Below are 25396 nucleotides of genomic sequence, written 5' to 3' on the forward strand. Positions count from 1 at the left end.
CGAGATCACAACACCGCGGGCTGATGCGAGGTGACCATTCCGCCCTTGTTGGTCTTCGCAATCTGCACCTGCTCGTACACATGTGCTCGCAGCTCGCTGAACCGAGCGAGCGAGCGCGTCGCGAGCTGGTCCCGGTCGTCCGGCAGGTCGATCGTCAGATCGTCCTGGATCACCGTGGGCGAACTCGACAGCACCAGGACCCGCTGCCCGAGGTAGACGGACTCCTCGATGTCGTGGGTGACGAACAGGATGGTCATGTTGTGTCGCTTCCACACCGAGCGGACCAGATCTTCGAGGTCGGCACGGGTCTGCGCGTCGACCGCGGCGAACGGCTCGTCCATGAGGAGCACGCTCGGGTGCGTGGCGACCGCCCGAGCGATGGCAACACGTTGCTGCATACCGCCGGACAGCTGCCAAGGGTAGCTGTTGCGGGCCTGTTCGAGGCCGACCGACTGCAGCGCCTCGTCGACCCTCTCACGGCGCTCCGCCTTGGGCAGCTTGGCGACCTTTAGCGGCAGCTCGACGTTGGCGGCCACCGTCATCCAGGGATAGAGGCTGCGGCCGTACTCCTGGAACACCACCGCCATACCCTTGGCCGGGCCGTGGACGGGTTTTCCGTCCAGCACAACCGAACCCGAGGTCGGCTCCATGAGACCGGCGATGCACTTGAGCAGCGTGGTCTTACCGCTACCCGACGGACCCACGAGGCAAGCGAACTCACCCTGGTGCAGGTCGAAGGTGAGAGACTTGACCGCTTCGAACTCGTTGCCGTCGCGGCGGTAAACCTTCTTCACCTTGTCGACATGGAGTCGAACGTCTTGGTGGTCAGTCATTCGCACTTTCCTTCAATCCTTCGTACCATCCGAGGATCCGGCCCTGGACGATCTGGAACAACACGGACAGCGCCACGCCGAGCAGGCCGAGCAACACGATGCCGCTCCACATTTCGGGGATGTCGATCCGATTCTGGAAATTGATGATGGCGTAGCCGATTCCTTCAGTGGCCGCGAACATCTCCGAGACAACCATCAGGACGAGTCCGACTGCGAGACTCTGTCGGATGCCGGCGAAGATCTGCGGTGAGGCGGCCGGCAGCACGAGATAGCGCATCCGGTCGATGCCGGTGAGTCCGTAGACCCGGCCGGTGTCGCCCTGGACCTCGTCGATGGAGGCGACGCCCTTGACGGTGTTCAGGAGGATGGGCCACAGGCATCCGAGGACGATGATGGTGACCTTCATGGCGTCGTTGATGCCGATCAGAAGGAGCAGAACGGGGATCATGATCGTCGACGGAATCGCGCGGAGAAACTCGAGCAGAGGGCTGAACAGCCACCGCACCCAGTCGATCGAGCCGATGGTGACACCGAGCGCCACCCCGAGCACGATGGAGATCGCCAGACCGATCAGAAGACGCACGACGCTCGGGAGGGCGTCTTGTGTCAGCCCGTCGCCGAGCCACACGGTGCGGAACGCGGTGACGAGTTGCTCCGGGTCCGGAACATAGAAGCTGCCACCGTCTTTCGTGGCGGCAGACCACCATGCGATCAGCACGACCGGCAGACCGACGAAGTATCCGAAACTCTTCAGCATTTTCACGACCGCACACCTCCACGCACAGACGCGTGCCAGAAGAGAACCTTGCTTTCCACCGTTCCCATGAGCCAGTTGACGAGCATCCCGAGCAGACCGCTGGTGACGATGAGCGCGTACATCGCCGGCGCGTCATCGTTGATCTGTGCGAGTGCGACATCCAGTCCCAGACCGGGTGTACCGAGGATCAGCTCGACGCCGACGGACAGGATCAAGGCGACCGTGGCGGCCAATCGCACACCCGTCATGAGGTAGGGCAACAGGGTCGGGAAGATCAGATGGCGAACCCGCTGCCAGAAGTTCATCTGCAGGGTCAGGGCGGTATCCGTGGCGACCTTGTCGACGTCGGCGACGCCGTAGAGCACCTGGACCAGCACGATCCAGAAGCAGGCATAGACGACGATCAGCAACTCGGCGCTGAGGGCCGGACCGTAGAGGAGCGCCGCCAGCGGAATGAGAGCGACCGCTGGGATAGGGCGCAGGAACTCGATCGTCGAATGGGTTGCCCGCCGCAGGAACGCACTGGATCCGATGACCACGCCGACCACGATCGCGGTGACGCTGGAGATCACCAGGCCGATCAGCCACGCCCGAAGGGTGTAACCGACTGCGATCCAGAAGTCCGGGTCGGAGAGGTTCTGGATGAATTCCGAGAAGACCACCGTCGGTGGCGGCAGATAGTGCGAACTGACCGGTCCGACGGCAGCGAATACCTGCCAGATCAGGAGAAAGCCCAGAATGCCGGCCACACCCAGGAGGAGTGGCTTGTACGGGGCGATTGCATTGGGCGTTCGGGAACCGACCCGTTGCGGCCGAACCGCGATGGGGCTCTCCCGTTCTCGTTGTGCCACGCTCATGGCAGGCAACCTTTCGAGTGTTACAGAAAAGGGGGGCGGGCCGGGCCTTGCGGCCCGACCCACGCGGTCACTTGGTCCAGACGACGTTCTCGCCGGGCTCCTTGTTCATGACGCCGTACTTCACCAGCAGGGTGCTGAACTGGTCGATCGCGTCGACGTCCAACGCCGCGTCCCACTGAATGAATTCGGTCTTCGCCGCGACCGCGGGGTCGGTGCCGATCACCTTCGGCAGCAGGGCACGGACCTCATCCTGATGCTCTTCGGCGTAGGTGAGGGTTTCGTCGAGGGCTGCGGTGAACCGTTCAACCAGATCGGGGTTGGCGTCGACGAGCTTGCGGCCGCCAACGATGACCAGCTCGGCTCCGCCGAGGCCCGCAGCGGGGATGAAGTCGCTGACGATGGTGCCGCCGCTGCTCAGAATTTGCCCCATGAAAGGAGGGCCCGCCATCCCGGCGTCGATCTGACCGCTCGCGAGCTGCGCGGCGACCTGGTCGAAGCCGAGCTGGACGAACGTGATCCTGTCAGGGTTGCCACCATCCTGCGCGACGGCCTCCTTGATCCCGATTTCGCCGATGCTACCGAGGGCGTTGATCGCGACGCGCTTGCCTTCGAGATCCTTGGCCGACTTGATGTCCGAGCCCGCGCCGACGAGGACGGCGACGGAGTCGTTCACGGTGTCGGGACGATTCTTGGCGTAGCCGGACACGATCGGGACATCGAGGCCCTTGCTGCTCGCGACCAGGGGCGTGGTCGGACTGGCCAGGACGAAGTCGAGGCCTCCGGAATTCACGGCCGGCAGCTGCGCGGCGCTCGACTGGCCCATGACCAGCTCGACCTCGATGCCGTGATCGGCGAAGAAGCCCTGCTCCATACCGATCTCGAAGGCACCGACCGCCGATGAGGGGAAGAGCCCAACCTTCACGACGTCGAGGCCACTGTCCGATTTCGGTGGGGCGCCGTCGTTCGAACCGCTGGAGCACGCAGTCAGCGCGAGCGCCAGGGCCGCGCTCCCGGCAAGCACAGACAAGGTCCGCTTCATGAATTCCTTCTTCCCTGAATCCGACTGTTCCCGGCGATCTTGATCGGCCGTGCAGGTGTGACGCCCGCAACATCGACTATGTCACATATTTCACATTAATCAAGCATTAATGCATTTCTGCTAGAGAATGCATTCTCAGGTCAACTGCAGACGAGCAGTGGAGAACACCGACTCCAGAGTCGAGTCGAGGTCCTGAGCGAGACACTCGGCCGCGATGACATGGTCCGGTCGCACAATCACCGCCGAGAACGGCCGCTGATGGAACCAGGACTTGATCACGCCCGACGGATCGCCAACTACGTTCACGCCGTCCCCCGCGTTCGCCGCCGCCCACGAAAGCTGGGCAGCAGGTACCAGATGCACCAGGCGAGCGCCGAGCGACTCCCACCGCTCCGCGTTTTCCTTGTCGATGAGCTGCTGTGGATCGTTGTTCCACACGAAGATCCGCCAGCCGGCCCCCGTCACATCGTCGAGCAACTGATCGGACGCGGTCGTGGTGCACACCCGCGGCTGCGGGAAGAGCGTACCGACAGCCGACTTGAAGTCCTCTGCAATGGGTACCGACTTCAACTGCCGCACCCGCGCCGGCACCACGACGCCACGCTCGTAGCGCGGCATGGGTTTGAACCCCTGACCGGAAACGTACGCCTTGAGCCGCGGCAACCTGTCGACGACCACTGCCGCGGCATCACGCGCGGCAGAACGCAGTTTGCTGCGGTTGGTGACCAGGTTGGCCATGCCGACCGACAGATCGACCATCGCCTTCACATGGTCGCGACGCTCCTCCGCGTAGGTGTCGAGCAACGCGTCGTCGGCTCGCCCCTTCACGACAGCAGCAAGCTTCCAACCAAGATTCATCGCGTCACGAATGCACGAGTTCCACCCCTGACCCGCGACCACCGGCATGACGTGGGCCGCGTCTCCGGCCAAGAGAACCGGCCCCTCCCGGAACCTCGCTGCCAGTCGAGCGTGATGGGTGTAGACGCGTCGACGGATGATGTTGAGTCGCCTCGGATCGGGCACGTGCTCGGCAAGGAGGCCGTAGATGAACTCGTCCGATTCCACCAACTCCTCCCCCTCGTCGTCGAGCATCATGAATTCCCAGCGCCGAATACCATGCGGGAGACCGAGAGTGGCGTAGCCACGCGTCGGATCGCCACCGAATACTGCATGCGGTGTGCCGAGCGGGTCGTCGGCGACATCGATCACCAGACCGCGCTGCTTGCGCGTCTCGCCTTCGAACTCGATACCGAGATGGGTCCGGGTGAAGGACCGACCACCCTCACACCCGACGACGTAGCGCGCAGTGATCTGCGAGGTCTCTTCGCCTGATCTGACCGTGACTGTCGCCTCGCTGTCGTTGTACACGAGGTCGATTGCCTCGGTCCCGAGCCGGACGTCGACCGTTTCGAAACGCTCCAAACCTGCCAACAGGACCTGGTCGACCAACGGCTGTACGAAGCCGTTACGTCGAGGCCAACCGAATTCGCGTGTCGTCGGGTTGATCTCCGCAATGATCTTCATGTCCCCGTTGACGATCCGGACCTGCTGGTCGGGGACCGTGTGCGGCAACACCTTGTCGACCAAGCCGATCGACTGCATCACCCGCAGCGCCTCGTCGTCGATTCCGACCGCACGCGGATAATCGATGAGCTCCTCGAGTGCCTCGATCAGCACAGTGCGCACACCTTGCTGCCCAAGCAAGTTCGCGAGCGTCAGCCCGGTGGGGCCCGCGCCGATGATCAGGACGTCCGTGTTCACGATTCACTCCTCAGGGTTGCGATGTTCTGCCGTGCCTGGGCGCCGACCATGAGGAGGTCGATCCCGAGCCCCACGTAATCGATCAGTTCCGCACGAGCCAGATCACCCGCGTAGACGGGGGAACTGGAGTAGATGCCGCAGGTCCGCCCGTGTGCCCGAGCCGCCTTCGCGACTTCGACGATCGCGTCGTACACCGGGCCGTCCGTCCAGTCGGCCCCGCCACCCAGACCGAAGGACACGGCCAGATCCGCCGGTCCGATGTACACGGACCCGACACCCTCCACCGAGAGGATCTCCTCGGCGGAGTCGAGCCCACGGCGCGTCTCGATCTGCACGATGCACTCGACCGCTTCGTTCCCGGCCTCCGTGTAGCTGCTGCCGGAATACAACTGGGGGCGGCTGGGCCCCAGGCTGCGGCGGCCGAGCGGCGGATACTTGGTCGCCGCCACGAGGGCGCGGGCCTCGTCGGCACTTTCGATGGTCGGGGCGATGATGCCGCGCGCGCCGCTGTCCATCAGGCGACCGATCGCACCCGAGTCGATGCGCGCCACACGCGCATAGGCGTACCCGACGTCGCGCGGAATCGCCCGCAGCATCGTGCAGGCGGTCTCCAGCCCGACCTCACCGTGCTGCAGGTCGATGACGACACCGTCGTACCCGTTGAACAGACCGCTTTCGACGATGCTCAGAGACGGGGTGGCGACATGGAGAAGGGCGGGGATGTTCGTCACTTGCCACCCTCGGCCAGTCGACGAGCGTGGGCGGCTGCGTTCTCACCACCGAAGACCGGAACGATCTCCCGGCGACGGATACGCCATTCGCCGTCCACCTGGACGTACTCCTCGCGGAACTCGCCGACGCTTGCGGGCCGCAGCGGATCGTCCTGCGTGCTGCGGAAAGTCGTGTAGTAGGTCGTGCCGGTGAGGACCCCGTCCTCCCAGGCCAGGCGGGTGCCGCCGGAGAAGTGACGGACCGTGCCCGCGTCCTGGGTGACGCGGCGCTCGCCCCACGCCTTGATGGCATCGCGGCCGTTCATGGTGCCGAGCGGTCCGAAAGAGACTGCGTCCTCGGCGTAGAGCGTGTAGAGCCGGTCGGCATGACCGTGGTCGATCATCCAATGGTGCTCTGCCACCAGTTGTTCGATCGCGACGCGGATTTCGGTGCTGACAACGGGCGCAGTCCCAGAGACGTTCTCGGTGATTCCGGTCATCGCTTCATTCCTTCGAGTCGAGGGTTGCGCGAACGCAACCGAGTCCGGTGATGGTGGCGGTGCATTCGACGTCGGCCGGCCAGGGCTCGATGTATCCGATGGAGCCCGAGAGCAGGATCTCGCCGGCTCGCAGCGGCTGGCCGATCCGCAACGCCGTCTCTGCAAGCCACTGCACCGCGTTGATCGGGTCGCCCAGCACGTTCCCACCCACGCCGCGGGTGATTTCGGAACCGGCCGCCGTGGTGATCACCATCTCGACGTCGGCCAGTTCGATTTCGCCGTAGGCGTGTCGTTCCTCGCCCAATACGACCCCGTCGCACCCTGCGTTGTCGGCGATGGTGTCGACAATCTGACCGACGTTGCCTGCGTAGCGGAAGTCCACGAGCTCGAATGCCGGAGTGACGTAGTCGATTGCGTCCTTGATCGCCTCGAGCTCGGCGTCGAGGATGTCCTTCGCCAGTACGAAGGCAACCTCGGCCTCGATTCGCAGGAAGTTGTGCGCGGACGCCGGCCGCACCACACCCGAGGTGTGAACCATGTCGTCGTGGATGATGCCGTAGTCGGGCTCGAAGACCCCGACCCGCTTCTGCACGAGCGGATTGGTCAGGCCGACCTTGCGGCCGACGCGACGCACGCCGAGTTCGGCCTCCCGCCGGGTGGCGACGAGCTCGGAGATGCGGTACGCCGCATCCAGATCGCGCTCGGACAGCCGCGGACTGACGAAGTCCATGGTCGTGACCTCGCGGCGGGCGCAGTAGAGCTCATCGGCGATCTGCTCGATGACGCTGGTGTCTGTCATGGTTCAGCCTTTCCGTGCGAGGAAGTCGAGGGCGGCGGCGTTGAAGGTCTCGGGGTCCTCCCACTGCGGCCAGTGCGCTGCGTTCTCGATGAGCAGGAACTCGCCGTCCGGGATCAGTTCGGCGAGTTCTTCTCCCACCTCGGGGCCGCCGCTGGGTTCGTGGTCGGTCCACACCAGTAGTGCCGGTACGGGGATCGCCGCGAAGTCCTCGTCGGTAACCTGGTTGCGGAAGCGGGTTTCCGGCTGACGCAGCACCGCGATGTGGCGCATGGAGTCGCCGAAGCCCTCGCGGGAGTAGACCGCCTGCCGGATGTGGACCAGCTCGTCGGTGATCTTCTCGGGGTCGTGGATGACGACCTGCAGCCGCTGCCTGACATTGCCGAAGGTCGGTTCGGTGACGGCCTGCCGGCTGACGGACTGCGCGCGGTCCACCCGCTCGGCGGTCGTGACGCGACCGCCCGGCGCGCTGAGGATCACCGTACGCACCCGCTCGGGGTGGCGGGCGGCGAACTTGATCGCGATCCATCCGCCGAGGGACTCGCCACACAGGTGCGCGCGCTCGATGCCGAGCACGTCGAGCAGTGCGAGCAGGTGTTCCTCGTACTCGGGGATCTCCAGGTCGTGATCGGTCAGAGTGGTGAAGCCGTGGCCGGGATAGTCGTACCCCACCACGCGGTACTTCGACGCCAGGGCACGGATGTTCTGGGTGAAAGCCTCGATGTGCCCCGTGGTTCCGTTGAGCAGGACCACGGTCTGCTCATCGGGCCGGCCAGTGCCGCCGACCGTGAGCACACGGGTGCGCCAGCCGTTCACCTCGACGTAGTCGAGGCGGTGCGGCAGGTCTGCGATTGCTGCCCAAAAGGTCTTGAACTCGTACATGTCATCACGCTCCGATCGCGGCCTGGATACCGAAACCGGCGCCCCAGGTCTGCACGGGCCAGTAGTGGTCGACGGCAATGCGGTAGGGACCGGCTGTGGAGAGCGCAGCGTATGCCGCGATCCAGCTGCGCATCTCGTGCGCAGCGCTGCCGCCCTCGGCCACAAACCAGTCGTTGGACCATCCGTCGACCGTGGACAGGTCACCGGAGCGGAACACATCAAGGACCAGCTCGTCCCAGGCTTCGTTGAGGGGCGCGCTCGAGGCCTTGCCGTCCGCGATGGCCTGGATTCCCGCGACGATCGCCTGCTCGCGCGCGGCGCGATCAGCTCGGGTGGGGGCGTATGCGATGAGACGCTCCCGCAACGGTTCCGGGGCGCCTTCCCAGCGCGGGACAGGCGGGTTGTGCGAGATGCCGCCGGAGGCCACCAGCAAAACTCGCTTGTCGAGTTGTTGCGCCGCCCTACCGACTGCTTCCCCGAACAACCGGACACGCTGCATCGGCGTGAGCGGGAAGCCGAGAGCGTTGACAAAGATGGGAACGATGGGTCGGCTCAGCGGGTGGCCATAGATGAACTCGAGCGGCTGCAGGATGCCGTGGTCCACCGTCATCCGCTCGGACCGGCCGATGTCGATTCCCTGTTCGAGGACCAGGGCGTGCAGGGTGCGGGCAGTGTCTCCGTCGACGGGCACCGGGCCTGCCGTGGTGCCGTAGTCACCGACGCCGACGGCCTCGGCTCCGATCGCCCAGGAAGTGATGAGCGAGTACAGCTGGCCGTTGAAGTGATCGGGGCCGAAGACGACGACCACCTCAGGGTCGAAGCTCTCGACGAAGGCACGCACCTCACCGATCGCGGCCTCGATTTCCGCCATCATCGTGCCTCCCGGGTCGACATTGCCGAATGACGGCGCATGGGACATGGCAGCGACTGCCAAAGGCATGCCAGCAGTTCCTTTCATCAGGGGCACCCGCAGGAGGCAGGGTGGGTCGCCTGCAACGAGGCGAATCTAGTATCTAGAATCATCATTCTAGTGATGCCAGACACAATTGTCCATGATTATGATTTCGGCTCGAGTGGGTTCCACTCAAGCGCAGGGCACGAAGGCTCCGCCCGAGAACGGGCGACTGCGGCACAGGGACAACTCCGCGAAGCCCACGCCCGCCCGGCGCCGGCGTGGGCAGCGATCCGAGGGTGACCAAGTCAGAATCGACACTCGAACAGCTTGTGCCACAACATGAACAAGGCACATGCGAATCACGGATTGAGCCAACCATCCGACCCGGGCGATCAAGCCCAGCCGATTACCGGCTGTCGATCCCGGCAAAGTCTGGCCGGTGGAACTCGAACGTGGGCGAGCAGATCTCGGGAGAACGGCTGGGGCTGCGGTTCGCAGACAGCCGGAGCGGGATCAGTGGAATCCTCGTCGATGCCGCAACCCGGTCACGGTACGGCCACCCCGACGGACAGTTGACTTGCCCGCACGGGGTGGCCCGACGAGCAGCACACTCGTGCGACCCGAGAGGCCGGCAGATCAGGAACCGACAGGATCGGTCAGCATGATGCCGAAGCCGGTACCCCATTCGTGGACCGGCCAGTACCAGCGGCCGGCAACCGTCGGCACTGCGACCGCGTTGGCGGCCGCGAAGGCCGCGACCCAAGCGCGGATCTCGTGCGCCGATCCCCCGCCCTCGCGCACCATCCATTCATTGGCCCAGTCGTCGACCTCACCGAGCCGACATTCCGCCAGAGTGTCCATCACCAGTTGATCGAACTGCTCGTTGAGCGGCTGTTGACCGGCTCCGTTTCGGCCGTGGGCGAGCGCGGCGTCGATGACCCGCCGCTGCCGCTCCTGCCGTTGCTCGGTGGTGTAGTGGCGTCCGCCGATCAGGCGCTCTCGCACCTCGGCCGAGGCACCCTGCAGCTTGGGGACCGGCGGGTCGTGTGAGAGGCCTCCGGAGCCGACGACCAGGACTCGCTTGCCCCACAGCGCGGCCTCGCGGCCGATCGCCTCACCGAGCTTCCTGACCCTCCGCATCGCCACCAGTGGCAATCCCACCGCATTGACGAAGATCGGCACGATGGGACGCTCGTAGTCTGCACCGAACAGCATCTCGAGAGTCTGAGCCATGCCATGGTCGACGTACAGCCTCTCCGATTGAGCGACATCGATTTCCGCGTCGAGCGCCGCCCGCACGAGCAGACCGGCGCGTTCGCCGTCGACGGGGAGCACGCGCTGCTGCGTGCTCCAGTCGCCGACGCTGACAGCCCCCGAGCCGATGCAGAAGGCCGGCATCATGTCGTAGAAGACGCCGTTGAAGTGGTCCGGCCCGAAGACAACCGTAACGTCAGGATCGAATGCCTCGATCGCGCTCCGAACCTTGGCCATCACCGCGTCGATCTCGTCCAGCACTCCACCGGAAGGCTCGACCTCTCCGATGAGCGGCGAGTGCGACATCGTGCAGACCGCGATCGTCACGGCTACTGCTCCGCGACGATCTCGTTACGAAGGACCCCGAGGCCGGTGATTTCGACCTCGACGACGTCGCCGGGGCTCAGCAGGCCCGGCGGGTCCATGAAAAGTCCCACGCCGCCAGGTGTTCCGGTGACGATGATGTCGCCGGGAGCGAGCGGGGTGAAGGTCGAGATGTGCTCGATCAGACGATCGATCGGGAATCGCATGTCCGCGATCGTCGCCTTCTGGCGCTGCTCACCGTTGACCCGTGTCTCCAGAGTGCAGGAGTCGAGATCAGCCACGTCGGCAGCCGGCACGAAGTACGGACCCATCGCCCCGGTGCCCGGGAAGTTCTTGCCCGGGGTCCACTGAGTGGTCGCGCGCTGCCAGTCGCGCACCGTGAAGTCGTTGTAGATGCTGTATCCCGCAATCACCGAGGACGCATCGGCAGCAGGGACCTTGAACGCCCGCGCACCGATGACCACGGCGAGTTCGCCCTCGTAGTCGAACTGGCCTGCGACCGCAGGAATCTGCACGGGGACGAGGTGGCCGGTCTGGGAGTCGGCAAACCGCGTGAACAGCGTGGGCGCGCCGGCTTCCGCCCGGCCGGTCTCCTCCTGATGAGACCGGTAATTGACGCCGACGCAAATGATCTTCGTCGGATTCGGCACGGCCGGCAGGAACGACACCTCGGACTCCGAGCCGACAGGCTCCAGTCCATCGATCAGGGAATCGCGAAGCAGATTTCCTTCGATCGCGTCTCGCAGGGTTGCGGCCACATTGGCGCCGCCCGACCCCAAGTCGTAGACCTGCCCATCGACCACGGCACCCCAGCTCGGCAGGTTCTCCGAGACCTCGAAACTCACGTACTTCACAATCACTCCTTCGAAGAATGCATTCTCAATGCGAGAGTACTTCAGTAGTGAGATAAAACATAGCCTGACGAACCATGAAACCGACCCAGGCGCCGTCGGGCGTCACCACTCCGACATCACCACATCGCGCGGGCGGCGAAGAGCGCTCCGCTGTTGCGACACATGACTTTCGAACTCCGCGTCGCCGATAGCCAGCACCCCTTGCAGCGGCGCGTCAGCCCTGTTCGGGGTTGCGGCCAACCCCCTTTGGTGAGCAGATTCCGGTGATCGGCGAGCTGCCCGTTCGGCCGACAATCGCGGTGCGGGACGGCGTGGGCTCTAGCGCAGCTGCTCGCGACGGGAGATGGTGCTGCCCAGGCCCGCCGCGGCCGCCCTGACGGCCGCGACCTGGGTTTCGGGCCGGAACCGTCCCGTGGGCCCGGTGACGCTGATCGCCGCGACGGTGTCCCCTCCGGGACCGACGACGGGGGCCGCGACGCAGTTGATGCCGAGCGCGGATTCCTCGTGCTCGAAGGCGACCCCGGTTTCGACGATCCGGTCCAGCTGACGCCGCAGGATCCCGGGAGCGATGATCGTGTGCGGCGTGCGCCTGACCAGCGGCCCCGCCAGGACCTCCTGCTGCAGGTCGGGCGCGGCGTAGGCGAGGAGCGTCTTGCCGATCGCGGAGCAGTGCAACGGAATCCGGCCGCCGGTCCGGGAGGGGGACTTGGCCTGCCTGTGGCCGCCGATCTTGGCCACGTAGACCACGTCGTGGCCGTCACGGACCCCGAGGTGCACGGTCTCGTGGGTCCGCTCGTACAGGTCCTGCAGGAACGGCATCGCCATCTCCAGGAGGCTGCGTTCGAGAGAGGCGAGCATCCCGAGTTCGAAGAGCCCGCCGCTGAGCCGATAGCCGCCGTCCACCCGGTCGAGGAGCCGGTTCGCGACCAGCTCGCCGGCGAGCCGGTGCACGGTGGCCTTGTGCAGGCCGGTCCGGCGGACCAGTTCGGCGAGGGGCAGGACCTGATCCTCGGGGCGGTAGGCACGCAGGATGGTCACCGCCTTGCCGAGCACGGTGTCGAGATTCGCGGCGCCGGTCACATGGACCAGCGTATCGCTGAGTGAGACGTTGGGCTGGTCCCCTCGCGCGAGTGCCGTAACAGTAGTGCCCATGAGCCAGCCCACGAATTCCATCGCGGCGAGCGAATCCGACATCGCCGCTGCCGCGGACCGTCTCGCGTCCGCCGCCGCGGCCGGTGCGCCGTGCGCGCCGATCCGGGACCTGATCGGCGAGGCCAACCTGGAGGCCGCCTACGCCGTCCAGCAGCAGTTCAACGATCGGCGACTGCAGGCCGGCGCCCGCATCGTCGGTCGCAAGATCGGCCTGACCTCGAAGGCCGTGCAGGAGCAGCTCGGCGTCGGCCAGCCCGACCTCGGCGTGCTCTTCGACGACATGGACTTCGCAGACGGGTCCGACATCCCGATGTCGCGGCTGATCCAGCCGAAGATCGAGGGCGAGGTCGGCTTCGTCCTCGGCAAGGACCTGATCGACGGCCCCCTCGACGTCGCGCAGGTGCGCGACGCCATCGACTACGCGGTCGCCGCGCTCGAGATCTGCGACAGCCGGATCCAGGGCTGGGACATCCGCTTCAGCGACACCGTCGCCGACAACGCCTCGTCCGGTGTGTACGTCCTCGGCTCCGAGCGCCGCACCCTCGACGAGGTCGAACCGGTGGACGTGACCATGTCGATGAAGGTCGACGGCACCGAGGTCTCGACCGGCAACGGCGCCGCCTGCCTCGGCGACCCGATCGAGGCCGTGGTGTGGCTGGCGCAGACCGCCCGCGAGCTCGGCCAGCCGCTGCTCGCCGGACAGGTGATCCTCTCCGGCGCGCTCGGCCCGATGGCGCCCGTCGGCGCCGGCAACACCGTCACCGTCACCGTGTCCGGTCTCGGCACCGTGACCGCTCGTTTCGTGGAAGAGAAGGAAGCATGAGCAAAGTCAAGGTCGCGATCATCGGATCGGGCAACATCGGCACCGATCTGATGATCAAGGTGATGAACCACTCCGAGTACCTGGAGATGGGCGCGATGGTCGGCATCGACCCCGCCTCGGACGGACTCGCCCGCGCCGCCGCACTGGGCGTCCCGACCACCCACGAGGGTGTCGAGGGCCTGGTGGCACTGCCGAACTTCGACGAGATCGAGATCGTCTTCGACGCCACCTCCGCCAAGGCGCACGTGGTGAACAACGAACGCCTCGGTGCGCTCGGCAAGCGGATGATCGACCTCACCCCGGCCGCGATCGGACCGTTCGTGATCCCCGCGGTCAACGGCGACGAGCACCTCGACGCCCCCAACGTGAACATGGTGACCTGTGGTGGTCAGGCGACCATCCCCATGGTCGCGGCCGTCTCCCGGGTCGTCCCGGTGGCGTACGCCGAGATCGTCGCCTCGATCGCCTCCAAGTCGGCAGGCCCGGGCACTCGCGCCAACATCGACGAGTTCACCGAGACCACCTCCTCGGCGATCGTCTCGGTCGGCGGCGCCAAGCGCGGCAAGGCGATCATCATCCTCAACCCGGCCGAGCCGCCGCTGATGATGCGCGACACGGTGTTCTGCCTCGTCGACGCGTCGGACCCGGCCACCCACGACGAGATCCGCCAGTCGGTCGAGAAGATGGTCGGCGACGTCGCCGCCTACGTGCCGGGCTACCGGCTCAAGCAGCAGGTCCAGATCACCGAGATCCCGGCCGACCAGCCCGTCGAGACGCTGCTGGTCGAAGGCGCCACCCGCCCGACCCACCAGGTCTCGATCTTCCTCGAGGTCGAGGGCGCCGGTCACTACCTGCCCACGTACGCGGGCAACCTCGACATCATGACCTCCGCCGGACAGCAGATCGCGGAGCGCATCGCCCAGAAGAAGGAAGCCAGCCGATGAGCACCAACCCCACCATCTTCGTCCAGGACGTCACCCTCCGGGACGGTATGCACGCGGTGCGCCACCGGATCACCCCGGAGGACGTCAAGCGGATCGTCACCGCCCTCGACGATGCCGGCGTCGACGCCATCGAGGTCGCCCACGGTGACGGCCTGGCCGGCGGTTCCGTCAACTACGGTCCCGGTTCCAACTCCGACTGGGAGTGGATCGAGGCGGCCGCCGAGGTGCTCCAGCACGCCCGGCTGACCACCCTGCTGCTGCCCGGCGTCGGCACCATCGAGGAACTCAAGCACGCCTACAAGCTCGGTGTGCGCTCGGTGCGCATCGCGACGCACTGCACCGAGGCCGACGTCTCCGCGCAGCACATCGAGACCGCCCGCGAGATCGGCATGGACGTCTCAGGCTTCCTGATGATGAGCCACATGGCCCCGCCGGAGGAGCTGGCCAAGCAGGCCAAGCTGATGGAGTCGTACGGCGCGCACTGCGTCTACGTCACCGACTCGGGCGGACGCCTGACCATGAACGACGTCCGCAATCGCATCCGCGCCTACAAGGACGTCCTCAACGACGGCACCGAGATCGGCATCCACGCGCACGAGAATCTCTCCCTGTCGGTGGCGAACAGCGTCGTCGCCGTCGAGGAGGGCGTCTACCGCGTCGACGCCTCGCTCGCCGGACACGGCGCCGGTGCGGGCAACTGCCCGATCGAGCCGTTCATCGCGGTCGCCGACCTGTACGACTGGAAGCACAACTGCGACGTCTTCAAGCTCCAGGACGCGGCCGACGACATCGTCCGTCCGCTGCAGGACCGGCCGGTCCGCGTCGACCGCGAAACCCTGACCCTGGGCTACGCCGGCGTGTACTCGTCCTTCCTGCGGCACGCGGAGATCCAGTCGGAGCGCTACGGCGTCGACGTGCGCACCCTGCTTCTCGAGGCAGGCAAGCGCAAGCTGGTCGGTGGCCAGGAGGACATGCTCATCGACATCGCGCTCAACATCGTCGCCGAGCGCGAGGCCGCCGCCAAGAAGTAGGCGCTCCCCCGCAACACGGCAAAACCCCTGTGCACACACCTTTTCGGGAGTGCACAGGGGTTTTCTGCGTCGAATGCCCGTGTGCGTGCTGCAGAAGCCGTGTGCACGGGGTGAGGGAAGGACGATGACCGCGGGCCCGGTGGAGTCGTCCACCGGGCCCGCGGTCGTTGTCATGCCGGCGGTCAGACCAGCTCCGCAACCTTCTCCTCGGCCACCGGCCGCGCGGGCGCAGTGTTCCGCTTGCGCCCGGTGAACCATTCGATGGCGATCACGCAGACCAGCGCGACGGCCGCCCAGATCAGGAACGTGACCGCGTGGCCTCCCACGCTGTCACCGCCGAAGTAGAGGATCGAGCGGGCGGACTCGACCGCGGCGGGCATCGGCAGGATGTCGTGGAGTGTCCGGAAGATCTCGGGCGACAGGTAGATCGACATGCCACCGCCGGAGGCGGGGACGCCGAGGAACATGACCACCAGGATCACCGGCAGCACCGCGAGCATGCCGAGCAGTCGCGCGAACACGGTCGTGAACATCGAGATGGTGAACGTCGCGAGCGCACCGATGCCGATCAGCTGCCAGGCGTGACCGGAGACGGCCCCGACGATCGGACCTGCGATCGTCCACACCACGACGGACATCGCCAGCGCCCAGCCGGCCGCGATCGGCAGCAGCCTGCGCAGGGCCAGCAGCTCCGGCGCCGCCGTTCCCATCACGATGATCAGCATGAACCCGGACATCATCCAGCCGATCGCCAGGTACATGCTCACGGTGCCCATGGTGTCGTTCGAACCGAGCGGGGTGACGTCCGCAGTGGTCAGCGGCATGCCCTGCTGCTGTGCCACCTGCGTGAACACGGTGGTGACGGTCTGCTGCTGGCTCATGCCCGCAGCACCTGCGGTGATCAGCGTCGCCGTCGGGTTCTCCGCACTCGGCAGGACGAACGCACCGACGACCGTCCGGTCGACGACCAGCTGCTCCGCCTCGTCGGGTGAGGCGACCCGGAAGTCGAACATCCCCTCCATGGACTTGTCGAGGCCGGCGGCCAGCTGCTCAGCCTGCGCCGGGTCCGACGCGGCGACGGCGACGGGCAGTTCGCGCGGCGACGGCTGGTACATCGACGACGTCATGATCGACATCATCATCGCGACCATGGCGAGCGGGAACAGCGCGATGGTGGCGTAGCGGGCGCGGGTCGACTGCGGCCGGTTGCCGGTGAAGGAGGCGAGCGTCGGTTCGGGCAGCGCCGCCTCGGGGTTCCTGCGCCGCTTGAGGGCGTCGACGAGCACCGTCAACGCGACGGCGACCAGGGCACCGACGGCGAGGACGACGAGGTGGCCGGTCAGTCCGTTGCCCCCGAAGTACAGGACCGAGCGCAGTGCCTCACCGATGGCGGGCGACGGCAGGAAGTTGTACAGGACCGAGAAGATGCCGGGCATCGTGTGCACCGACATGCCCAGGTTGGAGGCCGGGATGCCGAGCACCATCAGGAACAGCATGCCGACGAGCACGGCGAGCGGCCCGAGGATGCGGGTGAGGAACAACTGCACGCACGAGATGGCGAACACGCCGAGCCAGCAGATGCCGAGGACCGCGGCGGTGTGCCCCTCGATGGCCCCGAGGATCGGGTCCGCGATGAACCAGACGACGGCGGAGATCAGTGCGGCCCAGCCCGCGAGCAGCGGGTAGATGCGGCGCTTACGCAGCAGTTCCGGAGCCGCCGAGAGGATCAGGCTCAGGGGCATGTACCCGGCGAGCACGAGTGCCGTCGTCATGAACATGACGCCGAGGCCTGCGCTGTCGTGGGCGGGCAGCGGTGCCAGGTCGTCGGTGGCGACGGTGGCGTCCTGAGATGCCGCGAACGGCACCAGCAACTGGTTGACGGTCGATGCCTGGGAGGCACCCGCCGCGCCTGCGGTCAGGACGGTGGCCTCGCCGGAGTCGGAGAACACGACGGCACCGACGACCTCACGGTCGGTGACGAGCGCCCGTGCCTGGTCGGCACTGTCGGCGACCCGGACCTCGAGGGCCGACGGGTTGGACGCCTCCAGTGCGTCCGCGAGTCGGGCGGCCTCGACCTGCGATGTTCCGACGACGGCCACCGGCAGGTCGTGCGGTTTCGGCGCGTGCATCGCCCCGAGGTAGCCGCTCACCATCATCGAGACCATCAGGAACGGGAAGATCAGCATCCCGACGTAACGGGCGATCTTCTCCTTACGGGCCCGCGCCGCCTCGGCAGCTGCGGGATCCACCTGGTCCACCCCCTCGACCGGCGGTTGCACCTTCTTGCTCACGGCCACTCCTCGTCTGCGTCACTGCGTTCCCGGCTCGAACCGAGCACCAGTCAAAATTACGCCACGTGACTTAAACTGGACAATGTGACGCGTGCATGACGTTGGTCTCACCGCACGCGAGATCATGGGTCCGGGTCACACCGACGGAACCAGCAGCCGGTTCCACCGACGACAGGAGCGAGATGGCGCGCAAGAGCGAGCTGGCGCGGACAGCGCTGATGGACGCGGCCGAGGAACTCTTCGGCCGGTACGGCATCGACCAGGTCTCCAGTCGGCGCATCGCCGAACACGCGGGGGCCGCCAACCACTCGGCGGTCGCCTATCACTTCGGTGACCGCGACGGCCTGATCCGGGCACTGTTCGAGCGACAGGCCGAGACCACCGACGCGCTGCGTTCCGCCATGTTCCGCGAGATCGGCGCCGACGGGAGCCTGACCGACTACCTGCGCTGCATGATCCTTCCTGCGACACAGTCGTTTTCGGCGCTGCCGATACCGTCGTGGCGGGCCCGGTTCATCAGCCAGGCGCGACACAACCCGACCGCGGTGAAACTACTCACCGAGCGGGCAACGACCGTGTCGTCCGAATCAGAGGAGATTCGCGCGCTGACCCTCACCCACCTCGGCCACCTCGACCGCGACGTGATGATCGGCCGGGCCTGGATCCTGAGCCGCATGATCTTCGACGTCTGCGCCGAATACGAGGCGTCCGTCGCCGCAGGCAACCGCGAGGCCGCGTGGGAAGCGCTGGGCAATTTCCTCACCGACGCCGCCGCCGGCCTGCTCGGAGCCCCGGTCTCCGAGCCGAGCCCGTTCCACCCGGACCCGGCTACGCTCTAGCCTCCGGAACCGGCCTGACCTCCGGAACCGTAGGGCCGGGTGAGGATTTCGAGGTAGTGCCCGTCCGGATCGAGGAAGTACACCCCACGACCGCCGTCGTTGGTGTTGTACTCGCCGGGCCGGCTCTGCCGCGGATCGGCCCAGTGGTCGCGTCCCTCGGCGACGATCCGCCCGTAGATGGCGTCGAAGTCGTCCTCCGAGACCAGGAATGCGTAGTGCTGCGGCACGATGTCGACGTGACCGGGCGGCTGCGCATAGTCCAGCGTGACACCGTTGGCGAGCGTCACGGACAGGAAGTGGCCCGCCGGGACCGGATCGGGCAGACCGAACAGCGTGGTGAGGAAGGTGGCCGAGCGCTGCTTGTCGCGCGCCCCGACGATGGTGTGGTTGAACGAGATGGTCACGAAGAACCCCTCAGGTACGACGCCTCCATGCCTGACGCAGTCCGCCATCGACACGCGACGTTGCCCACCACCTTGCCCGAGGAGCCACGGCGGCGCAACCGGATTCAGCGGTAGTCGGGGTTCGGGAACGTCGGGGCACAGCCCGCGTCCCACAGCGAACGCTGGTTACCGTGGGCGGGAATCCCGCCCGCGGCCTTGATCATTGCGGCCATGTGCATGAGGTTGTACGTCATGAACGTCGTGTTGCGGTTGGTGAAGTCGTTGTCCGGCCCACCCGATCCCTCGTCCAGATAGGACGGACCCGGTCCGGCCTCACCGATCCACCCGGCATCGGCCTGCGGCGGGATCGTGTACCCGAGGTGCTGCAGGCTGTAGAGCACGTTCATCGCACAGTGCTTGACGCCGTCCTCGTTGCCGGTGAACAGCGCGCCTCCGACCCGGCCGTAGTACGCGTACTGCCCCTTGTCGTTGAGGATCGCCGAGCACCCGTACAACCGCTCGATGACCTTCTTCATCACGGAACTGTTGTCGCCCAACCAGATCGGACCGGCCAGCACCAGGATGTCGGCAGCCAGGACACGCTCGAACAGTCGCGGCCACTCGTCGCTCGACCATCCGTGTTCCCGCATGTCCGGGTACACGCCGGTCGCGATGTCGTGGTCGACGGCCCGGATCTGGTCGACCGCCACCCCCGCGTCCCGCATCAGCGACACGCTCCGGTCGATCAACCCCTGCGTGTGGCTCAGTTCCGGCGACGGCTTGAGGGTGCAGTTGACGTACACCGCGAGCAGACCGGTGAAGTCGGGTCGCGGCTCCGAGGACGAGGGACTGGACATGGGCACCTCCATGTGACGGCGGTACGCCGGCCGTGCAGTCCGGTGAGCGAACGCGGGCCGTCAGGCCGGCGTCGGCGATCCGAGAATCCACGATAGGCGCCGCGGGCCTCGCCCGTGACCCGAAGACGCCGAATGCGGCGGTCGCCTCGTGAGCGACCGCCGCATTCGGCGTCGGTGGGCCGGAGCCCGAGGAATCAGGCCTTCGGCGTGAACGCCGCGAGCGGCTCGGAGGCCGACCAGTCGTGGCCCCAGTAGCTGTCCGCGGTGATTTCCTCCGCGGTGTAGTGATCCTCGTCGACGAGCATGCCCTCGGTGCCGAACTCGATGTCCCAGCCGCCGGGTGCGCGCACGTAGAACGAGACCATCTTGTCGTTCGTGTGCCGGCCCAGGGTCGAGGACAGCGAGAAGCCGAGCTTGTTGATCCGGTCCAGGGCCTGACCGACGGCGTCGAGGGTGTCGACCTCCATCATCAGGTGAACCATGCCGGGCGCCTCGGTCGGCGGCGCCGGGCAGATCGCCAGGCTGTGGTGCCGCTGGTTGACGCCGAGGAACCGCACCCGCCGCGCCGGACCGGGGGAACCCGGGCCGCCGAGCCGGATCGCGCCACGCGGACGGAACCCGAGGACCTCGGTGAAGAAGTCGTAGGTCTCCTGGAACTTCGGCGTCGGCAGCACGACGTGACCGAGACCGGCCGCACCGGTGACGAACCGTCCACCGTGCGGGGTGACGACCGGGCTGTGGTCGAGGACCGGACCGAAGAAGACCTCGGCGACCGTGCCGGACGGATCCTGGAACGTGATCGCCCGCTCGACGCGCAGGTGGTCCGCCTCGTCCTGCGTCATCTCGCGGACCTCGATGCCGGCCTTCTCGACCTTCTCGCGCACCGCCTGGAGCGCGAACTGGTCACGCACCTCCCAGCCGACGGCGAGGACCTTGTCGACGTCGCCGGGCAGCACCTGCAGTCGCGACGTGCGCTCGTCGACGCGCAGGTACAGGCCGTTCTCGTCCGGTCCGGTGCCTTCGGCCATGCCGAGTCCGTCGATCACCAGTTCGCGCCAACGGGCCAGATCCTGCGACTGAACCCGCAGGTACCCGAGGGAGTGGATGTCGGTCATGTCTCTTCCCAATCCTTCCGGAATCAGATCATCGAGCGGTGGATGCCCTGCGGCTCACCGCCGAGCTGGGTCAGGGCCGATGCGTGGTTGATCGAACCGGGCACGTGGATCGCATGCGACAGGCCGACGTGTGCGTCACGCCAGAAACGCTGCAGCGGCAGCGTCACCTTCATCGCACCGCCACCGGCGCGGGCGAAGACCTCGTCGAGTGCGCTCACGGCGCGCCATGCGGCGTTGGTCTGGGTGCGGCGACCGATCGCACGCTCTTCGAAGGTGATCTCCTGCCCCTTCTCGGTCTTGTCCCAGAAGCGATCGACGGTCTCGAGGATCGCCACACGGGACGCGTTGATCTCGTCCGCGGCCTGACCGATGGCGTACATGACGTACGGATCGTCCTTGATCGGGACGCCGGTGACCGCAACCCGCTCCTTCTGCATGGCGATGTACAGTCCGAGACCGCCCTCCGCCATACCGATCAGCGACGAGGAGATGCCGAGCGGGAAGATGCACGAGAACGGGAACTTGTACAGCGTCTCGTCGCGTCCGGCGTGCGCGGCGCCGTTGCCCTGCAGGACGATGTCGGCGTCGATCGTGCGGTACTCGGGCAGGAACGCATCCTTGACGACGAAGTCCTTCGAGCCGGTGCCGCGCAGGCCCACGACGTTCCAGCTGTCGTCGTCGACCGTGTAGTCCGACTTCGGAACCAGCACGTGCAGGTTCTTGCCGGTGCGCTTGCCGTCCTTGTCGCCGAGGGCGGCGCCGATCATGACCCAATCGCAGTGGTCGTTACCGGTCGAGAACGACCAGCGGCCGTTGAGGATGTAGCCGCCGTCGGTCGGGACCGCGACACCCATGGGTGCGTAGGGCGACGCGATCCAGGTGTCGACGTTCTCGCCCCACACCTCCTGCTGGGCCTTGGGATCGAAGAAGGCCATCTCCCACGGGTGCACGCCGACGATGCCGGAGACCCAGCCGGTGGAGCCGTCGATGGCACCGATGCCCATCGCGGTCTCTGCGAACTCACGCGGGTGCGCCTGGAGGCCGCCGAACTCCTTCGGCTGCAGCATGCGGATGACGCCGGAGTCACGCAGCCGCTTGGCGTTGCCGTCCGACAGACGCATGAGCTTCTCGCCCTCGATGCCGCCTTCGCGGATCTCGTCCGCGTGCTGCATGATCCGGTCCAGGACCTCTCCCATGACTTCCCTCATCTCTGCTGATGATCCGGCGGCGGGGCCGCCTCTTGTGTCTGAACGTCCCAGCCTCAGGCGGACGCGGCTTCGCTGCTCTCGCTCAGTGGGAGCGTGTTCGCGGCGGCGTACTTGGCGGCGAGGTAGCCGAACACCATCGACGGACCGATGGTGGCGCCCGCGCCCGCGTACTCGTTGCCCATCACCGATGCGGTGGTGTTGCCGGTCGCGTACAGGCCCGCGATGGCGGAGCCGTCGCCGCGCAGCACCCGGCTGTTCTCGTCGGTGACGAGACCGCCCTTGGTGCCGAGGTCACCGGCCTCGCACTTGATCGCGTAGAACGGGCCCTTGACGATCTCGTCCATGTTGGGGTTCTTCATGGTGGGGTCGCCGTAGTACCGGTCGTAGGCGCTGTCGCCGCGGCCGAAGTCCTCGTCCTTGCCGGACCGGGCGAAGCCGTTGAACCGGTCGATGGTCGCGAGCAGCTTGTCGGCCGGGACCCCGATCTTCTCGGCGAGCTCACGCAGCGTGTCGGCCTTGTGGATGACACCGGAGTCGTAGAAGCCCTGCGGGAACGGCATGTTCGGCAGCACCTGCGCGAACGGGTAGCGGTTCTTCGCCTTGGTGTCCATGACGAACCAGGCCGGGACGTGACCGCCCTCGAGCTGGTCGTGCACGAAGTTCACGTACGGCGACGATTCGTTGGTGAACCGCTCGCCATTGGCGTTGACGATCACCGACGGCGGGATGCACCGCTCGGAGACCAGCGGGATGACCGCGCCCATCGGGTGGAACACCGACGGCATCCACCAGGCGTCGTCCATCAGGTCGACCGCGGCGCCGAGCTTCTGGCCCGCCAGGATGCCGTCGCCCTTGAGCTCCCGGGCACCGGCGCTGGCATTCGCGCGGCCGTGCTCCGGGAGGTACTTGTCGCGCATCTCCTGGTTGTGGTCGAAGCCGCCGGTCGCGAGCAGCACGCCGCGGGTGGCGCGGATCCGCACCGTCTTGCCCTCGCGCTCGGCGACGACACCGATCACGGTGCCGTTCGCGTCGGTGACCAGTTCCGTCATCGAGGTGCGCAGCCACAGCGGGACGCCGTAGTCCTTGAGCACCATTCGCATCCGCGCGGCCAGGGCGCGACCGCCGGTGGACATGTGCCTGCGGCGAACCGTGTTCGACGCGACGCGCCACGCGGCGACGAGCGAGGCGCGGCGGCCGGCCCAGGTGCGCTTGACCAGTGCCAGGTCGTGGTAATCCTTCGACGTCACCCACAGGCCGAGCGGGCCCTTCATGCTGTTGGGACGCTGGAACTGCTCGTCCTCCTTCAGCTTCCGGGTGTCGAACGGCAGGCACTCGATGGTGCGGCCCAGCGGGCTGCCGCCCTTCTCCTCCGGGTGGTAGTCGGAGTAGCCCTTCACCCAGTACAGCTTCATGTTCTTGTTGCGGTCCAGCAGCTCCATCAGCTTCGGGCCGTTGTCGACGTAGGCGTCGATCCGGGCGTCGGAGACACCGGAGCCCTTGGTCAGAGTGCGCAGGTAACCCTTGATCTCGTTGGGGTCGTCGACCTGCCCCTTGCGGGTGAGGGTGGGGGCGTTGGGGATCCAGATGCCGCCGCCGGAGATGGCGGTGGAGCCGCCGAACTTCTTGCCCTTCTCGATGATCAGGGTGTTCAGGCCCAGCTCGGCGGCGGTGACGCCGGCGGACATGCCGCCGCCGCCGCTGCCGACGATCAGGAAGTCGACGGTGGTGTCCCAGTTCTGGTCGGTGGTCATTCTCAGCTGTCCTTGCGGGTCAGGAAGGCGAGCACCGCGGAAGTCCAGGCCTCCTTGGCCTCGATCATCGTCCAGTGCCCGCAGTTCGGGAACACGTGCAGTTCGGCGTTCGGGATGTCGCGCATCGGCAGCATCGCCATGTCGACGGGGCTGACCCGGTCGTCGCGACCCCAGGTGAGCATCGTCTGGGCCTGCACCTTGTGCAGCTGCGCCCAGTACGGGGTGGCGCCGGAGGCCTTCGCGGCGGCGGCATTGGCGGCGAACGCCTTGCTGCTGTACATCCGGGCGGCGATCTCGAGGGTGAGCGGCTCGGTGGCCAGCGCCCAACGCTCCTCGATCAGCTGCTCGGTGACCACGGCCGGGTCGTAGACCATCGAGTGCAGCCACCGGATCAGGCCCTCACGGGTCGGGTTGTCGGTGAACTCCATCAGCAACTTGATGCCCTCACCGGGCCCGGGGGCGAAGACGTTCTTGCCGATGCCACCGATGGTGACCAGCTTGTTCACCCGCTGCGGCGCGTTGATGGCGACGTTGGTGGCGACGATGCCGCCCATCGAGTTGCCGATCATGTGCACCGGCTCGTCGATGCCGAGCGCGTCGAGGAACGTCCCCACGGACGCGCCGGCCATCACCATCGGGTGCCCGTCGCCCGGGTCACTGACGCCGAAGCCGGGGAACTCGAGAACGAGGCAGCGGAAGTGCTCGGCGAAATCGCCGAGGACGCCGCGGTAGTTGCGCCAGCCGGTGACGCCGGGGCCGGAACCGTGCAGGAGCAGCAACGGCGGGCCGTCACCGGCTTCGTGGTATCGGAGCACGCCGAGGTCGGTGGCGACCTCCCGCTTGGTGCCCTCGTAGGTCAGTTCGCTCGTCATGGACCCGACGGTGCCAGGTCAGGCATCCCGCTGGGAGTGGCTTTCCCGATCAGCGAGATTGCCGGGCGCCGCCCGACCGGCGTGGCGATGGCCCTCACGACCTGCCACCCGGGACTAGCATGACCCACACCACGACCCGGAACGGGAGTAGACATGGCGAAAGCACTGAAGTCCCTGGACGAAGCAGAATTCCTGCTGATTCGTGAGACCAAGAAGACCGAGATGGCCGACCTCGACGAGGACGACCTGATCGTCCTGCACAGCCGGATCCGCAAGGCCCGCAACAAGTACGTCGGAAAGTACCGCCGCGCGGGCGCGAAGAAGGTCGTGGAGAAGGGCGGACGCGGCGCAGGCAAGAGGGCCAACAAGATCAACGCCCGCAAGGCCGAACTCTTCGAGGACGCCCTGGCCCGGGTCAGTCGGCGGCTGGCGGTCGTGGCCGAGCAGACCGCACTCGAGCTCAAGCAGGAGCGGCTGGCGCGGGCCCGCAAGGACGCGCCGTCGTTCGGTGGCGTCGACACCGACACCGGGAAGGTGTCCTCCGCCGGGGTCCAGCGCGTCGACCAGACGCGGCAGTCCCCGGGCCGGATGAAGTACGAGGCCTCCACCATCGCCGCCGGCGACCGTCGTCAGGCGGCGAAAGACAACCGCTGACGCCCACCGGCTTT

Annotated in this window: 25 protein-coding genes; 5 read left to right on the forward strand and 20 right to left on the reverse strand. The window is 66.7% G+C overall.

From position 1 onward, the window contains the following. Positions 1-5 precede the first annotated feature (5 nt). From ACWEPG_RS02005 to ACWEPG_RS02065, 13 genes are all read right to left on the reverse strand, one after another. Positions 6-833 carry an ABC transporter ATP-binding protein gene (locus ACWEPG_RS02005; RefSeq protein WP_452593760.1) on the reverse strand — a complete coding sequence of 276 codons (828 nt, stop codon included), beginning with the start codon at positions 831-833 and terminating at the stop codon, positions 6-8. Continuing rightward, positions 826-1590 carry an ABC transporter permease gene (locus ACWEPG_RS02010; protein WP_450113212.1) on the reverse strand — a complete coding sequence of 255 codons (765 nt, stop codon included), beginning with the start codon at positions 1588-1590 and terminating at the stop codon, positions 826-828. The genes ACWEPG_RS02005 and ACWEPG_RS02010 overlap by 8 nt, the downstream gene beginning before the upstream one ends. A gap of 2 nt (positions 1591-1592) precedes the next feature. Then, the gene (locus tag ACWEPG_RS02015) at positions 1593-2447 is read right to left on the reverse strand and encodes an ABC transporter permease (protein ID WP_452593873.1); all 855 of its coding nucleotides are present in this window, start codon (positions 2445-2447) and stop codon (positions 1593-1595) included. A 67-nt stretch (positions 2448-2514) separates the two neighbouring features. Further along, positions 2515-3486 carry an ABC transporter substrate-binding protein gene (locus ACWEPG_RS02020; protein WP_452593761.1) on the reverse strand — a complete coding sequence of 324 codons (972 nt, stop codon included), beginning with the start codon at positions 3484-3486 and terminating at the stop codon, positions 2515-2517. Between the two features lie 135 nt (positions 3487-3621). Beyond that, positions 3622-5247, reverse strand: a complete 1626-nt coding sequence (locus ACWEPG_RS02025) for a bifunctional 3-(3-hydroxy-phenyl)propionate/3-hydroxycinnamic acid hydroxylase (RefSeq protein ID WP_450133611.1) — start codon at positions 5245-5247, stop codon at positions 3622-3624. Next, positions 5244-5978, reverse strand: coding sequence for an HpcH/HpaI aldolase family protein (locus tag ACWEPG_RS02030; protein ID WP_450113088.1), 735 nt, complete (start codon positions 5976-5978; stop codon positions 5244-5246). The genes ACWEPG_RS02025 and ACWEPG_RS02030 overlap by 4 nt, the downstream gene beginning before the upstream one ends. Next, entirely contained in the window at positions 5975-6457 is a 483-nt protein-coding gene (locus tag ACWEPG_RS02035; protein WP_450113089.1) for a nuclear transport factor 2 family protein, read from the reverse strand. The genes ACWEPG_RS02030 and ACWEPG_RS02035 overlap by 4 nt, the downstream gene beginning before the upstream one ends. 4 nt (positions 6458-6461) lie before the next feature. Next, the gene (locus ACWEPG_RS02040) at positions 6462-7256 is read right to left on the reverse strand and encodes a 2-keto-4-pentenoate hydratase (RefSeq protein WP_450113090.1); all 795 of its coding nucleotides are present in this window, start codon (positions 7254-7256) and stop codon (positions 6462-6464) included. 3 nt (positions 7257-7259) lie between these two features. Next, positions 7260-8135, reverse strand: coding sequence for an alpha/beta fold hydrolase (locus tag ACWEPG_RS02045; RefSeq protein ID WP_450113091.1), 876 nt, complete (start codon positions 8133-8135; stop codon positions 7260-7262). A gap of 4 nt (positions 8136-8139) precedes the next feature. Further along, the gene (locus tag ACWEPG_RS02050; protein WP_450113213.1) at positions 8140-9093 is read right to left on the reverse strand and encodes a 3-carboxyethylcatechol 2,3-dioxygenase; all 954 of its coding nucleotides are present in this window, start codon (positions 9091-9093) and stop codon (positions 8140-8142) included. A gap of 573 nt (positions 9094-9666) precedes the next feature. After that, positions 9667-10611, reverse strand: coding sequence for a 3-carboxyethylcatechol 2,3-dioxygenase (locus ACWEPG_RS02055; protein ID WP_452593762.1), 945 nt, complete (start codon positions 10609-10611; stop codon positions 9667-9669). 2 nt (positions 10612-10613) lie between these two features. After that, positions 10614-11411, reverse strand: a complete 798-nt coding sequence (locus ACWEPG_RS02060) for a fumarylacetoacetate hydrolase family protein (RefSeq protein WP_452593763.1) — start codon at positions 11409-11411, stop codon at positions 10614-10616. A gap of 369 nt (positions 11412-11780) precedes the next feature. Further along, on the reverse strand, positions 11781-12542 hold the full coding sequence (locus tag ACWEPG_RS02065; RefSeq protein WP_452593764.1) for an IclR family transcriptional regulator: 762 nt from the start codon (positions 12540-12542) through the stop codon (positions 11781-11783). Positions 12543-12612: 70 nt separating this feature from the next. On the opposite strand from ACWEPG_RS02065, the gene ACWEPG_RS02070 reads away from it, so the two are divergent. From ACWEPG_RS02070 to dmpG, 3 genes are read left to right on the forward strand one after another with little or no spacing between them, the layout of a single operon-like run. Beyond that, the gene (locus tag ACWEPG_RS02070; protein WP_450113095.1) at positions 12613-13437 is read left to right on the forward strand and encodes a 2-keto-4-pentenoate hydratase; all 825 of its coding nucleotides are present in this window, start codon (positions 12613-12615) and stop codon (positions 13435-13437) included. Then, entirely contained in the window at positions 13434-14381 is a 948-nt protein-coding gene (locus ACWEPG_RS02075) for an acetaldehyde dehydrogenase (acetylating) (RefSeq protein ID WP_450113096.1), read from the forward strand. Before ACWEPG_RS02070 ends, ACWEPG_RS02075 begins: the two co-directional genes overlap by 4 nt. Further along, the gene (dmpG, locus tag ACWEPG_RS02080) at positions 14378-15412 is read left to right on the forward strand and encodes a 4-hydroxy-2-oxovalerate aldolase (RefSeq protein WP_450113097.1); all 1035 of its coding nucleotides are present in this window, start codon (positions 14378-14380) and stop codon (positions 15410-15412) included. The genes ACWEPG_RS02075 and dmpG overlap by 4 nt, the downstream gene beginning before the upstream one ends. 182 nt (positions 15413-15594) lie before the next feature. Here the strand turns inward: dmpG and ACWEPG_RS02085 are convergent, their stop codons facing one another. Further along, complete coding sequence (locus ACWEPG_RS02085; protein WP_450113098.1) at positions 15595-17703, reverse strand: ABC transporter permease; 2109 nt, start codon at positions 17701-17703, stop codon at positions 15595-15597. Positions 17704-17885: 182 nt separating this feature from the next. On the opposite strand from ACWEPG_RS02085, the gene ACWEPG_RS02090 reads away from it, so the two are divergent. Then, positions 17886-18542, forward strand: a complete 657-nt coding sequence (locus ACWEPG_RS02090; RefSeq protein ID WP_450113099.1) for a TetR family transcriptional regulator — start codon at positions 17886-17888, stop codon at positions 18540-18542. Here ACWEPG_RS02090 and ACWEPG_RS02095 read toward each other — a convergent pair. The 6 genes from ACWEPG_RS02095 to ACWEPG_RS02120 all read right to left on the reverse strand — a co-directional run bounded on the left by ACWEPG_RS02095 (position 18539) and on the right by ACWEPG_RS02120 (position 24728). After that, positions 18539-18946, reverse strand: a complete 408-nt coding sequence (locus ACWEPG_RS02095) for a VOC family protein (RefSeq protein WP_450113100.1) — start codon at positions 18944-18946, stop codon at positions 18539-18541. The two genes, ACWEPG_RS02090 and ACWEPG_RS02095, sit on opposite strands and share 4 nt — an antisense overlap. 104 nt (positions 18947-19050) lie before the next feature. Next, complete coding sequence (locus ACWEPG_RS02100) at positions 19051-19782, reverse strand: flavodoxin family protein (protein ID WP_450113101.1); 732 nt, start codon at positions 19780-19782, stop codon at positions 19051-19053. A 194-nt stretch (positions 19783-19976) separates the two neighbouring features. Then, entirely contained in the window at positions 19977-20897 is a 921-nt protein-coding gene (locus tag ACWEPG_RS02105; RefSeq protein WP_450113102.1) for a VOC family protein, read from the reverse strand. 23 nt (positions 20898-20920) lie between these two features. After that, a complete protein-coding gene (locus ACWEPG_RS02110) occupies positions 20921-22093 on the reverse strand; it encodes a hydroxylase (protein ID WP_450113103.1) in 1173 nt (390 codons plus the stop codon). A gap of 65 nt (positions 22094-22158) precedes the next feature. Further along, positions 22159-23856, reverse strand: a complete 1698-nt coding sequence (locus ACWEPG_RS02115) for an FAD-binding protein (RefSeq protein ID WP_450133621.1) — start codon at positions 23854-23856, stop codon at positions 22159-22161. 2 nt (positions 23857-23858) lie between these two features. Next, a complete protein-coding gene (locus ACWEPG_RS02120; protein ID WP_450113105.1) occupies positions 23859-24728 on the reverse strand; it encodes an alpha/beta fold hydrolase in 870 nt (289 codons plus the stop codon). 153 nt (positions 24729-24881) lie between these two features. Between ACWEPG_RS02120 and ACWEPG_RS02125 the strand changes: the two genes are divergently transcribed. After that, positions 24882-25382, forward strand: a complete 501-nt coding sequence (locus ACWEPG_RS02125; RefSeq protein WP_452593765.1) for a hypothetical protein — start codon at positions 24882-24884, stop codon at positions 25380-25382. The last annotated feature ends 14 nt before the right edge of the window (positions 25383-25396 follow it).

Source organism: Rhodococcus sp. NPDC004095 (assembly GCF_053604015.1).